This window comes from Streptomyces sp. NPDC101225 (assembly GCF_044767585.1).
GTDB lineage: Bacteria > Actinomycetota > Actinomycetes > Streptomycetales > Streptomycetaceae > Streptomyces.
The window spans coordinates 185,333-199,963 of record NZ_JBIWOE010000005.1; the positions used below are offsets into that span (position 1 = coordinate 185,333).

Here is a 14,631-nt window from a genome sequence, read left to right on the forward strand (position 1 = left end):
TCGAGGTCACGACCCAGCGAGGACTCACATGGCACGCATGCCGTCGGCGGAACGGCGCAGGCAGCTGACGGAAGCGGCGATCAGGGCGATGGCCCGGGACGGCGTCTCGAAGACGACGACCCGGTCCATCGCGGCCGAAGCGGGTGTGTCCCTGAGCGTCTTCCACTACTGCTTCGACTCCAAGCAGGCCCTCGTCGAGTCGGTCATCACCACCCTCACCGCCCACTCCGTGACCGTGGTCAAGCAGGCCCTGCGGCCCCGGGCCACGCTCGTGGAGACGGTCCGGGCCGGCTTCGAGGCCTACTGGGACCATGTCCGCGGCCACCCCGACGAGCACATGCTCACCTACGAACTCACCCAGTACGCCCTGCGCGAGCCGGGCTTCGAGCATCTGGCCCGCCGCCAGTACGAGCTCTACGGCGACGCCTACGCCGAACTGATCGGCGGGCTGCGCGACAGCATGGACCTGCGACTCCACGTGCCCGTGGGCACGTTGGCGCGCTACCTGGCCGCCGTGACCGACGGGCTGACCCTCAACTACCTCGTGCTCGGCGACGAGTCGGCCTGGTCGGACATCCTGGAGACGGTCACGGCCCATATCGCCGGGCTGGCCCGGGACGAGGTCGAGCCCTGACGGGCGCGGTGCGTCCACCGGGAGCGGCCACGGCGGCCCCGGACCTACAGCGGCGCCGGCGACGAGGCCCCCGCGATGAGCAGCCGTGGCGTCCCCGTTCCGTCGGCCGGTGTGCTCCACAAGTCGGTGCTGCCGGCCTCGCCTTGGGACGGGAGGGCGTAGGCGACGGTCTTGTCGTCCAGCCAGGTGGCCTGGTCGTCGACGCTGTGCCGTTCGGCCAGGGGGGTTTCCTTGAGGGTCTTGAGATCGAGGACGTACTCGTGCCAGAGGTCCGTGCGGGACAGGATGCGCTTCTTGAAGGCGACGCGGGTCTCGTCGGGCGACAGGGACGGGCACTCCACGTTCTCGATCAGCGTCGTGACCGTGTGCCGGGAGAGTGAACCGCGCACCAGGTACGTCTTGTCGGCCGTGTTGAGCGTGGCGTAGAACGTGTCGTCGTCGTGGGCGAAGGTGACGCCCCAGAAGTTGATGTCCGAGGCGTGGTAGGGCTTGCCGTCCTTGATGACGGAGAACGTCTCCAGGCTGGGGATCAGCTTCATGGTGCGGGTGTCCAGGATGGAGGTCCTGGTGGAGAAGAAGGCCGAGGCGTAGGACTCGCCGGAGACGAAGACCGTCCAGGCGACCAGGCGACCGCTGGGGGAGACCCGGGCCCGGCTGGGCGTGCCCGCGAGCGCGAAGGTGTGCCGTGTGCGGAGGTCCGCGTCCAGCAGCAGGGCGCGGTTGCTCTGCTTGAGCACGCCGGTGGTGGACTGGAGGCAGACGCCCGTCCCGGAAGCGGCGTAGAAGCGCGCGCACTTCAGGTCCGCGGCGGTGCGCCTGGCCCCGGGATCGGCGGACGGGACCGAGGCGAGAGCGGTGCGGTGCGGACCGGATGCCTGGTTGACGAAGGTCAGGCGCTGCTTCTGGTCGAGGGTCAGCCTGCCCGAGCCGACCGTGGGACCGCCCGCCCGGGGCTGGTTGGCGCGGTCCGCGCGGGCGGCGGCGTGCAGCACGACGCCGGCTCCCACGCCCGCGAGGACCAGGACCGCCGCGACGAGTACGAGCAGGCGGCGGCGCATCGATGTCATCTGTGGATCCTCGTGGTTCCGGGAGCGGTGGTGGTCGATCGGATCGTGTCGGGGGCGGTGGTCATCGGGTACCGCCCGCCGGTCGCAGCACCATGCCCGCGACCACGGCACAGCACAGCAGGCCGATCGCCGAGCCGGCCAGCGCCGGGCCGCCGCCCCACATGGTCCAGGCCGCGCCGAAGGCCAGGGAGCAGCAGAACCGGGCCAGTGCCTGGCTGGTGCCGACGATGGCCAGGCCGCTGGCGCGCAGATGGCTCGGCACGATGTCGGCGAGGGCGGCGGGGAGCACCCCGTCGGTGGCCGCGTAGAACGTGCCGTGCAGGGCGAGTACGAGCACCGGCAGGGCCGGTGTGGAGGGGGCCCACAGCAGGAGGGCGTAGGCGGTGAGCAGGACCGCGTGCCCGGCGAGGAACACGGTACGGCGCCCGATCCGGTCGGCCAGGGTGCCGAAGGGCACGGCCAGGAGCAGGAAGACGGCGGCGGTGCCCAGGGGCAGCAGCGGGAACCACTCCTCGCCGATGCCCGCCCGCCGCTGCAGGAGCAGATAGACGAAGGCGTCGCTCACGGTGGTCAGGCCCAGCAGCGCCGCGCACCCGGCGAGCGCGCGCATGCGCGGCACCCGTAGCAGCGCGAGCGCTTCACGGACGCGAACGGGCTGCCGGCCGCCCGGCGCGTCGGGGGCCGCCGGGGCGGCCGCGGTCTCCGCCGTGCTTTGCGTGCCCTGTCCGGCCGCCGGGTCCGTCCCGGGCGCCTCGCCCGCCGTCACCTGCTGCCGCCCGTCCGGCCCCCGCCGCCGGCCCGGTACGAACAGCACCAGCACCAGCACCCCGAGCGCGGCGACGCACGCGCTCACGCCGAACACCGCGTCGTAGCCGTCGACCGCCGCACGCAGGATGAGGAAGGCCGCGAGCGGGCCGAGCATCGCGCCGGTGGTGTCCATCGCACGGTGCACGCCGAAGGCGCGGCCCTGCTTGTCGGCCGGGGTGGACAGGGAGATCATCGCGTCCCGCGGGGCGGTGCGCAGGCCCTTGCCGGTCCGCTCCAGGGCGAGGACCGTGCCGAGGGTGCCGATGCTGCCGGCGAGCAGGAGCAGCGGCTTGCACAGCGCGGACAGGCCGTAGCCGAGTCCGGCCAGCAGTTTGTGGTTGCGAACCCGGTCGGCGAGGTGGCCGCCGGTCAGCTGGACCAGTGCGCTGACGCCGTTGTAGACGCCGTCGAGGGCGCCGAATCCGAGCGGGCTGAAGCCGAGTGTGGTGACGAGGTAGAGCGGCAGGACCGCGGTGACCATCTCCGAGGAGATGTCGGTGATGAGACTGACCGTGCCCAGGACGAGGACGACCGGGGCGACCTTGCGCCCCGGCCCGCGTCCAGGCCCCTGGCCGGCACCCGCCTTCGGCGGCGCGGAACGGTCGGTGAGATACAAGTCGTGCTCCCCGTGCGGTGGTTCAGTGCTGCTGCCGGCTGCTCTCGTCCCGAAGCCAGGTGCCGAAGTCCTGGGCCCGGACGGCCTTTCGGGCCGCGCGGCGGGCGGTGACCGCCGCCGCCAGGAAGACCACGACGTTCGGCAGGAGCTTCGGCTCGCGGCGGAGCACGGCCTTCAGGTCGGCCGTGCTCGTGCGCGCCGAGGTCACGCCCTCCCCCGGGTCCTGACACCCTCCGGCCTGACTCCCTTCGGTCTGATTCCCACGGGCCTGATTCTGTTCGACCTGGGCCGTGGACACGGCCGCCCGGATGCGCCGTCTGATCAGATCCGGCCATGTTCTCGGCGGTTGGATCACGACGGAGGCCGCGTCGACCACCCGGCGCTCCCCGGGCGCGAACGCCAGGGACGCGGCCAGGTCGTCCGCCATGAGGGGCGGCAGCGCGGCGAGGCGGGCGTGCCCGGTCTTGGAGACGGCGATGACGCCCCGCCCGAACAACCCCGCCCGTACGGCGGGCAGTTGCTGCCAGACCTGATAGTAGGCGCGAACGCGCCAAGCGCAGGAGGCGAGCGGAATCCGTCGCTCGGGGGCGGTGGCGAGGATGCCGGAGGACTCGTCCTCGAGGGCCTCGGTCAGCGCCCGTACGCCGGCTCCCGTGATCACGACGTCGGCGTCCACGTAGACCCGGGGGAAGCCGCGTGCCTGGTCGTCGCCCGCGCGCAGGGCGGCGTGCTTCGAGGGCACGGGGATCTCCACCACCCGTACGCGCGGACCGCGCTCGGAGGCGACCTTCGCGGTCGAATCCGTGCAGCCGTTGCACACGACCAGGATGTCGGTGTCGTCTCCGGGGTCGGAATCGGCCAACAGTGCATCGAGGAGTCTGCCGATGACAGGCGCCTCGTTGTGGGCCGGGATCACAATGCTGGTCACGCGGGCAGTATGCCGCCGGTGTCGTTATTGCGACATGTGTTTCGTCCAACTGTTCCCGAGACAGAGTTACGTGGTCTAGATTGAGCTTCGCCGGACCGGTTTGGGTGGGGAACAGGTTCTTGATTGCATGTCACGGTGCGGCGTTGTGATTCATTCTGATCAATCTGTAGCCAGCGTGCTGGGTGCATGAGGCGGTTGGGGAACCGCCGACGCTCCCATCGCTTTCCAGTGCCGCTCGTCCAGGGCACATCGGTCAGGGGTAGCCGCGCACATGGTGGGGGGGGCATGGCCATTGAGGTCACGCATGAGCGAGCACAGGTGGAACACAGGCGTCCACCGGCTCGCCGAAGACGTTGGGAGCACAAGTACCGGCTGGCACTGCTGGTGGCGGACGGTTGCGCCGCGGCCGCCGCGGCCTTCCTGATCCACGCGGCCTACGGCCGCTGGGCGGTGGCCCTGGTGCTGCCCCCGACCTGGATCGTCGCGATGTTCGCCCATCGCTCCTACGACCGCAGCGCCCTGGGCCTGGGGTTCGAGGAGTACCGGCGGGTGCTGCGCGGCGCCGTCGCGCTGCCGGCCCTGGCCGCGGTCGCGTACTGGCTGTTCACCCGCGATTCCGGCCTCCTTCATGACATGATCATGGCGGCTTTGCCGGTCGCCGTGATAGGGGTGGCGGTCCGCTACTCGCTCCGCCGCCGGCTGCACAGACGCTGGGCGCGCGAGCGCGACCGCAGCGTGACGCTCCTGGTCGGCCCCTCGCGCGGCATCGTGGAGCTGGTCTCCGTGCTGCGGCGCGGCGGCGCGCAGGAGCTCCAGGTCGCCGGCGTCTGCCTGAGCGACCCGGAAAACGCCGCGGAGATAAGGAAGTTGGGGCTCCCCTTCCTCGGCGGCATCGGCGGTATGAACGACGTCGTCCATGCCCTGGGCATCAACACCCTGGTGGCGCTGCCGGTTCCCGGCGCCGATCCCAGCGTGCTGCGCCGGATGTCCTGGAGCGCGGCCGCACAGGGAGTCGACTTCCTGCTGGCCCCGGTGCTGACCGACGTGTCCGCCGAGCGGCTCGCGGTACGGCCCACCAACGGGGTGCCCCTGGTGCGGATCAAGGCGCCGGACATGTCCCGCTTCTCGCGGCTGCCCAAGTCGCTGCTGGACCGTTCCCTCGCCGCGGGCCTGCTGCTCCTGCTCTCGTTGCCCATGCTGCTGATCGCCCTGATCGTGCGGCTGGACAGCTCCGGCCCGGCCCTGTTCAGACAGGAGCGGGTGGGCCGCTTCGGCGACCACTTCACGATGCTGAAGTTCCGCACCATGCGGGTGGACTCGGAGGCCCTGCGGGCCGAGCTGCAGCACCTCAACGAGAACAGCGACGGACTGCTGTTCAAGGTCAAGAAGGACCCGCGGGTCACCCGTGTCGGCTCGTTCCTGCGGCGCAGTTCGCTGGACGAGCTGCCGCAGCTCATCAACGTGGTCAAGGGCCACATGTCGCTCGTCGGCCCGCGCCCGTCGCTGCCCGAGGAGGTCGAGGAGTACACGCCGGACATCAAGCGCCGGCTGCTCGTCAAGCCCGGCCTCACCGGACTCTGGCAGGTCAGCGGGCGCTCCGACCTGCCCTGGGACGAGGCGGTCCGGCTCGATCTCGGATACGTGGACAACTGGTCGATGGGGCTGGACCTGTCGATCCTGGCGCGCACCGGGTCCGCAGTGGTGCGAGGAACGGGGGCCTACTGATGGACCGAGGAAAGAGGAAGCAAGTGACGCAGACCACGGAGCCGCTGGGGGTCGCGGTCGTCGGGGCCGGCTACTGGGGGCCCAACCTCGTACGCAACTTCCAGGCCAGCGACCGCTTCCGGCTGCGTCAGCTGTGCGATCTCGACGTCGCACGCGCCGAGCGCGTCCTGGGCGCCTACTCCACGGTGCAGGCGACCTCGGACTACGCGGCCGTCCTCGCCGACCCGGAGGTGGCCGCCGTCGCCGTGGCCACCCCGGCCGGCACCCACCTCGACATCGCCCTGGCCGCCCTGCGCGCCGGCAAGCACGTCCTGGTGGAGAAGCCGCTCGCGGCGACCTACGCCGACGGACAGCGCCTGGTGAGCGAGGCGGAGGAACGCGGTCTCACCCTGATGTGCGACCACACCTACTGCTACACGCCCGCCGTGGGCCGCATCCGGGAGCTGGTCCGCGACGGCGAGCTCGGCGAGATCCACTTCGTCGACTCGGTCCGCATCAACCTCGGGCTGGTGCAGAAGGACATCGACGTGATGTGGGACCTGGCCCCGCACGACCTGTCGATCCTGGACTTCATCCTGCCCGACCACGTCGAGCCGGTCGCCGTCGCCGCCCACGGAGCCGACCCGATCGGCGCCGGCCAGGCCTGCGTGGCCTATCTGACGCTCCAGCTCAACACCGGGGCCATCGCCCACGTGCACGTCAACTGGCTCTCGCCGACCAAGGTACGCACCACCATGGTGGGCGGCTCCAAGCGCACCCTCGTCTGGGACGACCTCAACCCCGCCCAGCGCGTGGCCGTCTTCGACCGGGGCGTGGACCTGGCCTCCCCGCAGGAGATCGGCGCGGACGAGCGCCGCGACATGCTCATCTCCTACCGCTCCGGCGACATGGTCGCGCCCGCGATCGGCGAGAAGGAGGCCCTGCGCAGCATGGTCGACGAGTTCGGCGACGCGATCCGGCAGGGCCGGGCGCCGCTGACCGACGGCCGGGCCGGCCTGAGGGTGCTGGACATCCTCGAAGCGGCCTCCCGCAGCCTCGAGTTCAAGGGCGCGGTCGTGGGCCTGCGCGCCGGGCGTTGAGCGAAACCGAGTCAGCGATGCACTTCCCTGAAAGGGCACGGCAGTTGAGCAGCGTACGTGGCAAGAAGATCCTGGTCACCGGGGGAGCGGGCACCATCGGCTCCCACCTCGTCGACCTGCTGGCCGAGGGCGGCGCCCGCGAAGTCGTCGTCCTGGACAACTTCGTGCGCGGGCGCCGCGCCAACCTCGCCCAGGCACTGCCCAGCGGGGTCGTGGAGGTCGTCGAGGGCGACGTCCGGGACGCGGACACCGTCCGGAAGGTCACCGAGGGCGCCGACCTGGTGTTCCACCTGGCCGCGATCCGCATCACCCAGTGCGCGGAGGAGCCCCGGCTCGCCAACGAGGTCCTGGTCGACGGCACCTTCAACGTCCTGGAGGCGGCGGCCGAGGCCGGCGTGGCCAAGGTGATCGCCTCCTCCTCGGCGTCCGTGTACGGCATGGCCGAGGACTTCCCGACGACCGAACGCCACCACCCGTACAACAACGACACCTTCTACGGCGCGGCGAAGGCCTTCAACGAGGGCATGCTGCGCAGCTTCCACGCCATGTACGGCCTGGACTACGTGGCCCTGCGCTACTTCAACGTCTACGGCCCCCGCATGGACATCCACGGCCTGTACACCGAGGTGCTCATCCGCTGGATGGAGCGCATCGAGGCGGGCGAACCCCCGCTCATCCTCGGCGACGGCCTGCAGACCATGGACTTCGTCGACGTCCGCGACATCGCCAGGGCCAATGTGCTCGCCGCCGAGTCGGACCTGACCGACGAGGTGTTCAACGTCGCCAGCGGCACCGAGACCTCGCTGAAGGAGCTCGCCGACGGCCTGCTGGCGGCGATGGGCGCGACCGGTCTGGAGCCGGTGCACGGCCCCGCCCGCGCCGTGAACGGCGTGACCCGCCGCCTCGCGGACACCTCGTGGGCCGCCGACCGGCTCGGCTTCACGGCGCGGATCGACCTGCGTACGGGTCTGCGGGACCTGGTCGAGTGGTGGCGCGCGGAGCGGGAGGCGGCCCGGTGAGCACCGACCGCATCCCGGTGATGATCCCCTGGCTCGGCGAGGAGGAGGCCAGGGCCGCCTCCGACGCGGTGCTGTCCGGGTGGGTCGCCCAGGGCCCGAGAGTCGCCGCCTTCGAGCGGGCCTTCGCCGAACGTATCGGCGCCGAGCACGCCGTCGCCGTCAGCTCGTGCACCACCGCGCTGCACCTCTGTCTGGTCGCCCTCGGCATCGGGCCGGGCGACGAGGTCGTGGTGCCCTCGCTGTCGTTCATCGCCACCGCCAACGCCGTGCGCTACGTCGGTGCCGAGCCGGTCTTCGCCGACGTCGACCCCGAAACCGGCAACCTCACCCCGGCCACCGTGGACGCGGTGCGCACCGCGCGCACCGAGGCCGTCCTCGCCGTCCACCAGGGAGGTGTCCCGGCCGACGTGCACGCCCTGCGCGCCGCCTGCGCCGACTGGGACCTGCCGCTGGTGGAGGACGCGGCCTGCGCCATCGGCTCGACCGTCGGCGGCAAGCCCGTCGGACACGGCGCGCTGCTCGCGGCCTGGTCCTTCCACCCGCGCAAGCTCGTCACCACGGGCGAGGGCGGCATGGTCACCACCGACGACGCCTCGTGGGCGGCCCGGCTGCGCCGGCTGCGTGAGCACGGCATGAACGCCTCGGCGGCTGCGCGCCACGCCAGCGACAAGCCCGTGCTGGAGAGCTACCTCGAGGTCGGCTTCAACTACCGCATGACGGACGTCCAGGCCGCCATCGGCCTGGTGCAGCTCGGCAAGCTCGACGCGATGATCGCCCGCCGACGTGAACTGGCCGCCCGCTACGAGGAGTTGCTGAGCGACGTCCCCGGCCTCACCCCTGTCCGCGATCCCGCGCACGGGCAGAGCAACTTCCAGTCCTACTGGGTGCTGCCGGCCGAGGACTTCCCCGTCGGCCGGGACGACCTGCTCGCCGCGCTCGCCGAGGCCGGCGTCTCGGCCCGGCGCGGGATCATGGCCGCGCACCTGGAACCCGCCTACGCGCAGCATCCGAGCGCCCCGCTGCCGGTCACCGAGCGCATCAGCCGCCACTCGCTGATCCTGCCGCTGTTCCACACCATGACCGAGGCCCAGCAGGACCGCGTCGTGGCCGTACTGCGCGAACAGGCCCGTGGATGAACGAACTCGTGATCGTCGGGGCGGGCGGATTCGCCCGGGAGACCGCGCAGGCCGTGGCCGCCGCGGGCGGTTTCCGGTTGCTCGGGCACCTCGACGACAACCCCGCCCTGCACGGCACCCAGGTGGACGGCGTGCCGGTGCTCGGCGGGTGCGGCCTGGTCCACGAGCTGCCCGCCGCCCAGGTGGTGGTCTGCGTCGGCAACCCGGGGGACTACGCGGCCCGAGCCCGCCTCGTCGGCCGGCTCGCGCTGCCCGCGGACCGCTACGCCACCGTCGTCCATCCCGCGGCGGCGGTGTCGGCGACCTCGCGGGTCGGGCCCGGCTCGGTCCTGCTCGCGCACTGCGCGCTGACCGCGGCCGTGCGGGTGGGCGCGCACGTGGCCGTGATGCCCCAGGTCGTGCTCACCCACGACGACGTGGTCGAGGACTTCGCCACCCTCACCTCCGGCGTCCGCCTGGGCGGCGGCGTACGGCTGGAGCGCGGCGCCTACGTGGGCTCCGGCGCCCTGATCAGAGAAGGCACGACGATCGGCGCCTGGTCGCAGATCGGTATGGGGAGCGCCGTGCTCGGTGACGTGCCGCCGGGCGAGGTCTGGGTGGGGAGCCCGGCCCGTCGGCTGCGCGCGGCGGCCGCGCCCGCGCTCGATCAACTCGCCTCGCGCACACTCGACGTCGCGACGCACGCACTGGGGGGACCAGTCACATGAACCAGATTCCGCTTGTGGACCTCAAGGCGGCCCACGAGGAGGTCGCCGACGAGGTACGCGCCGGATTCGACCGCGTCCTGGCCAACACCGCCTTCGTCGGCGGTGAGGAGGTGCGCCGGTTCGAGCGCGAGTACGCCGGCTTCGGCGGCGTCGCGCACTGCGTGGGCGTCGCCAACGGCACCGACGCCGTCGAACTCGCCCTGCGCGCGAGCGGCGTCGGCCCCGGGGACGACGTCGTGCTGCCCGCCAACACCTTCATCGCCACCGCCGGCGCGGTGGCCCGCATCGGAGCCCGCCCGGTCCTGGCGGACTGCCTGCCCGGCAGTCACCTGCTCGACCCGCAGGCCGCACTCGACGCGATCACCCCGGCCACCCGCGCGGTCGTGCCCGTGCACCTCTACGGGCAGATGGCCGACGTGACGGCGCTGGCCAGCCGACTCCCCGACGGCGTACGGGTGGTGGAGGACGCCGCCCAGTGCCAGGGCGCGAGCCGTGACGGCCGCACCCCGGGCAGCGGCCACATCGCGGCCACCAGTTTCTACCCGGGCAAGAACCTCGGTGCCTACGGCGACGCGGGCGCGGTCCTCACCGACGACGAGGAACGCGCCGGCCTGGTGCGCGCGATCGCCAACCACGGCGGCGTCGCCAAGTACCGCCACGACGTGCCCGGGTTCAACAGCCGCCTGGACGGGCTGCAGGCCGTCGTGCTGCGGGCCAAGCTGGCCCGGCTGGCGGACGGCAACGCGGCGCGCCGGGCGGCCGCGGCCCGCTACGACACCCTGCTCGCCGGCCTCGCGGCGGCCGGCCGGGTCGTCCTGCCGGTGACCGCGCCCGGCAACGTCCACGTCTGGCACCTGTACGTCATCCAGGTCGCCGGAGCCGACCGCGACGACGTCGTCGGCAAGCTCAACGCCGAGGGCATCGGCGCCGGAGTGCACTACCCCGCCCCGGTCCACCTGACCCCGGCGTACCGCCGACTCGGCCACAGCCGGGGCGGCTTCCCGAACGCGGAGCACGCGGCCGACCGGATCCTGTCGCTGCCCCTGTTTCCGCAGATCACCCCCGACCAGCAGCAGCGCGTCGTCGACACGCTCACCGACGCACTCGCCGGCTGACCGGTCCCCAGAGTTTCGCTCCACCACCGGTCCCCGCGGACCGGTCCAGCACAGCACCGCTGAGAGGTACATATGAAAAGTTGGAGCAGACGGATCAGAGGCACCCGCCTCGCCGTCGTGGCGGCATTGATATTGGCGGTGCTCCCGCTGGCCGGGTCCGCACAGGCAGCCTCCGATCCGTGCGGGTCGGGCTCGAACCCCATCGTGTGCGAGAACTCCAAGCCGGGCAGTCCGAAGACCGACTGGTTCTCGCCCAACGCCTACGGCGACATCCAGGGCTTCACCACCAAGGAGAGCGTCCAGGCGGGTGACACCGTCCAGTTCAAGGTCCAGTCGAAGACCGCGTACAACGTCCAGATCTACCGGCTGGGCTGGTACGGCGGCGACGGCGCCCGCCAGATGTCGACCGCGGCCCAGGCGGCGGTGACGTATCCGGCCAACTACACGACCAAGCCCGCCGACTGCACCACCAAGAACACCGGCCTGGTCGACTGCGGCAACTGGCCCGTGACCGCGAGCTGGACCGTGCCCAGCGACGCCGTGTCCGGCCTGTACATCGCGAACCTGGCGCAGACGGACGGCGACGGCCTGATGCCCTACCCCTTCGTCGTGCGCAACGACGCCAGCACCTCCGACGTCGTCGTGCAGACCAGCGACCAGACCTGGCAGGCCTACAACGACTACGGCGGCCAGGACCTCTACGGCGGCCTGGGCCCCGCGCCGGACGGCCGCGCCTACGAGGTCAGCTACAACCGGCCGCTGGACATCGGCGGCGACAACGGCATCTACGGCTCCGAGTACATGATGCTGGCCTGGCTGGAGCGCAACGGCTACGACGTCAGTTACACCTCCGGCGTGGACGTGTCCTCGGCGAACGGCGCCACCCTGCTGAAGAAGCACAAGGTGTACCTGTCCTCCGGCCATGACGAGTACTGGACGCAGAGCCAGTACTCCAACGTCCTCGCGGCCCGGAAGGCAGGCGTCCGGCAGGGCTTCTTCAGCGGCAACGAGGTCTTCTGGAAGACCCGCCTCGCGCCGAGCATCGACGGCACCAGCACCGCCGACCGCACCCTGGTCTGCTACAAGATGACCAAGATGGAGCAGAACAACGGCATCGCCGATCCCAGCGGGACCTGGACCGGCACCTGGATGGACCCCGCCAGCGAGAACTACGGGCAGGACTACCAGCCGCCGAACATCCTCACCGGCTCGATGTTCACCGTGAACGGCTACCGCAGCGACGCCATCACCGTCCCCGGCTCGTACGGCAAGAACCGGATCTGGCGCAACACCTCCATCGCCGACCTGACCTCCGGCCAGACCGCCACGTTCCCGACGGGCACCCTCGGCTACGAGTGGGACAGCGACATCGACAACGCCACCCGGCCCGCCGGGGCGATCGACGTGTCGTCCACGACGGTGGACATCAACGACGGCAAACTCCGCATGGACTGGGGCAACGTCTACGGCAACGGCACGGCGACGCACAACCTCGTCGAGTTCCGCGACCAGGACTCCGGAGCCCTGGTCTTCGGGTCGGGGACCGTGCAGTGGTCGTGGGGTCTGACCAACGTCCCCACCTACAACCCCGATGACACGGTGGTCACCGAGGACTCCCGGATGCAGCAGGCGACACTGAACGTCCTCGCCGACATGGGTGTCCAGCCGGCGACCCGGCAGAGCAACCTCGTGGCGGCGACGGCCACCACCGACACCACCGGCCCGAGCATCACCGTGACGAGCCCGGCCTCCGGGACCACCGTCCCGGCGCTGAAGCCGGTCACCATCAAGGGCACCGCCTCCGACTCCGGCGGTGTGGTGGCCCGCGTCGAGGTCTCCACCGACGGGGGCTCGACCTGGAAGGCCGCCACCGGTCTGTCCTCGTGGACGTACAGCTGGACCCCGACCAGCCCGGGCGCGGCGGACATCAAGGTCCGCGCGGTCGACGACAGCGTCAACATCGGCGCCGTCACCACCATCCCGGTCACCGTCGGCCCCCAGTCCTGCCCCTGCACCATCTGGCCGGCCTCGTCCGTGCCCGGCACCGTCAACGGCGGCGACGGCAGCTCGCTGGAGCTCGGCGTCAAGTTCCGCACCACGGTGGCCGGTTCGATCACCGGGGTGCGCTTCTACAAGTCGCCGGTCAACACCGGCACCCACACCGGCAGCCTGTGGACCGCCTCCGGCACCCGCCTGGCCACCGGTACCTTCACCGGCGAGACGGCCTCCGGCTGGCAGCAGCTGAACTTCGCCAACCCGGTGGCCGTCAAGGCCAACACGACCTATGTCGCCTCGTACTTCGCCCCCAACGGCGGATACTCCTACGACGGCGGCTACTTCAACGACAGCGACGCGGGCCTGGCCCCGCTGACGGGTCTGAAGTCGGGCACCGACGGCGGCAACGGCGTCTACCACTACGGCTCGACCAGTGCCTTCCCGAGCTCGCAGTCCTCGGGCAGCAACTACTGGGTCGACGTGGTGCTGGACACCTCCACCGCCAGCACGACCCCGCCCACCGTCACCGCGACCTCCCCGACGTCCGGGGCGACCGGCACGTCGATCACGTCGCCGGTGTCGGCCACCTTCAGCGCGGCCGTCGACACCGACAACGTGACCTTCACCGTGAAGGACGCGGACGGCAACACGGTGCCGGGTTCGGTCACCTTCCCCTCGGCGGACAAGGCGACCTTCACCCCGTCGACGCAGCTGTCGCTGCACACCACCTACACCGCTTCCGTCCAGGCCTCCGACGTGTGGGGCAACGCCATGACGGATCCGGTGACGTGGTCGTTCACCACCGACTCCACCCCGCCCGCGGTCACCTGCCCGTGCACGCTGTGGAGTTCCTCCGCGGTGCCGGCCACGACCGATGTGACCGGTGACGCCAACTCGGTGGAGCTGGGCACCCGGTTCACGTCCTCGTCGGACGGCTGGATCACCGGTGTCACCTTCTACAAGGGCACCGGCAACACGGGTACCCACACCGGCAGCCTCTGGTCGGACGACGGCACACTGCTGGCGAGCGGGACCTTCACCAACGAGACGGCCTCCGGCTGGCAGACGCTGACCTTCACCACCCCGGTGGCGGTCACCGCCGACACCGCGTACGTCGTCTCCTACCACGCGCCGAACGGCAACTACGCGGTGGACGGCGGCTACTTCTCCGGTGCCCACCAGTCGTATCCGCTGACCGCCACGGCCGACACCACCGCGCATCACAACGGGCTCTACCGCTACGGCGCCGACCCGGCCTTCCCCACCGGTTCCTACGGATCCGCGAACTACTGGGTGGGCCCCGTCTTCACCGCCGAGGACCCGAGCGCGTCCCTGGCGACGGCCAAGGCCTCGGAGGCGACCACGTCCTCGGTGGCGCGCACCGCCGACGCGGCGAGCGCCCTGGTCATGTCCGTGGGCAAGAGCGCCGCGGTCTCGTCGGTCACGGCGAGCGTGAGCATCGTGAAGGGCTCCACGGCCGCCAGGAAGCTCCATGCGACGGCCGTCGTCTCCTACAACCGGGCGACCCACAAGGCGTCCGTCCACCTGTCCACCCCCCTGCCGGACGGCACACGGTTCAAGATCACGGTCACGGCCAAGGACAGGCACCACCACAAGGTGAAGTCCCACAGCTGGACCCTGACCAGCAAGACCGTCGTCAAGAAAAAGAAGAACTGACCCGTCCGCACGCACCGTCGGGGGGGGGGGGGCCCCCCCCCCCGGGGCCCCCCCCCGGGGGGTGGGTTTTGGGGAGTGAGGGGGGGCGGTTTGTTTTCACACCAACAAATAAGGCACCGACAAACC

At 71.3% G+C, this 14,631-nt stretch carries 11 protein-coding genes; 8 read left to right on the top strand and 3 right to left on the bottom strand.

Going from position 1 to position 14,631, the window contains the following annotated elements; all coding sequences use genetic code 11:
- Positions 1-28 precede the first annotated feature (28 nt).
- A complete protein-coding gene (locus ACIRPX_RS09585) occupies positions 29-634 on the top strand; it encodes a TetR/AcrR family transcriptional regulator (RefSeq protein ID WP_404190693.1) in 606 nt (201 codons plus the stop codon).
- Between the two features lie 44 nt (positions 635-678).
- Here the strand turns inward: ACIRPX_RS09585 and ACIRPX_RS09590 are convergent, their stop codons facing one another.
- The 3 genes from ACIRPX_RS09590 to ACIRPX_RS09600 all read right to left on the bottom strand — a co-directional run bounded on the left by ACIRPX_RS09590 (position 679) and on the right by ACIRPX_RS09600 (position 4,052).
- Complete coding sequence (locus ACIRPX_RS09590) at positions 679-1,701, bottom strand: TolB-like translocation protein (RefSeq protein WP_404190695.1); 1,023 nt, start codon at positions 1,699-1,701, stop codon at positions 679-681.
- Between the two features lie 61 nt (positions 1,702-1,762).
- Positions 1,763-3,124: an MFS transporter gene (locus tag ACIRPX_RS09595; RefSeq protein ID WP_404190698.1), complete on the bottom strand. Its 1,362-nt coding sequence runs from the start codon at positions 3,122-3,124 to the stop codon at positions 1,763-1,765.
- Between the two features lie 22 nt (positions 3,125-3,146).
- A complete protein-coding gene (locus ACIRPX_RS09600; protein WP_404190700.1) occupies positions 3,147-4,052 on the bottom strand; it encodes a glycosyltransferase in 906 nt (301 codons plus the stop codon).
- Positions 4,053-4,370: 318 nt separating this feature from the next.
- On the opposite strand from ACIRPX_RS09600, the gene ACIRPX_RS09605 reads away from it, so the two are divergent.
- The 7 genes from ACIRPX_RS09605 to ACIRPX_RS09635 all read left to right on the top strand — a co-directional run bounded on the left by ACIRPX_RS09605 (position 4,371) and on the right by ACIRPX_RS09635 (position 14,505).
- Complete coding sequence (locus tag ACIRPX_RS09605) at positions 4,371-5,777, top strand: sugar transferase (RefSeq protein ID WP_404190703.1); 1,407 nt, start codon at positions 4,371-4,373, stop codon at positions 5,775-5,777.
- 23 nt (positions 5,778-5,800) lie between these two features.
- Positions 5,801-6,856 carry a Gfo/Idh/MocA family protein gene (locus tag ACIRPX_RS09610; RefSeq protein WP_404190706.1) on the top strand — a complete coding sequence of 352 codons (1,056 nt, stop codon included), beginning with the start codon at positions 5,801-5,803 and terminating at the stop codon, positions 6,854-6,856.
- Between the two features lie 44 nt (positions 6,857-6,900).
- Entirely contained in the window at positions 6,901-7,875 is a 975-nt protein-coding gene (locus tag ACIRPX_RS09615) for an SDR family NAD(P)-dependent oxidoreductase (protein WP_404190709.1), read from the top strand.
- Entirely contained in the window at positions 7,872-9,011 is a 1,140-nt protein-coding gene (locus ACIRPX_RS09620) for a DegT/DnrJ/EryC1/StrS family aminotransferase (RefSeq protein ID WP_404190712.1), read from the top strand. The genes ACIRPX_RS09615 and ACIRPX_RS09620 overlap by 4 nt, the downstream gene beginning before the upstream one ends.
- Positions 9,008-9,718, top strand: a complete 711-nt coding sequence (locus ACIRPX_RS09625) for a NeuD/PglB/VioB family sugar acetyltransferase (protein WP_404190715.1) — start codon at positions 9,008-9,010, stop codon at positions 9,716-9,718. The genes ACIRPX_RS09620 and ACIRPX_RS09625 overlap by 4 nt, the downstream gene beginning before the upstream one ends.
- The gene (locus ACIRPX_RS09630; protein ID WP_404190718.1) at positions 9,715-10,833 is read left to right on the top strand and encodes a DegT/DnrJ/EryC1/StrS family aminotransferase; all 1,119 of its coding nucleotides are present in this window, start codon (positions 9,715-9,717) and stop codon (positions 10,831-10,833) included. The genes ACIRPX_RS09625 and ACIRPX_RS09630 overlap by 4 nt, the downstream gene beginning before the upstream one ends.
- Positions 10,834-10,950: 117 nt before the next feature.
- Complete coding sequence (locus ACIRPX_RS09635; RefSeq protein ID WP_404190722.1) at positions 10,951-14,505, top strand: DUF4082 domain-containing protein; 3,555 nt, start codon at positions 10,951-10,953, stop codon at positions 14,503-14,505.
- The last annotated feature ends 126 nt before the right edge of the window (positions 14,506-14,631 follow it).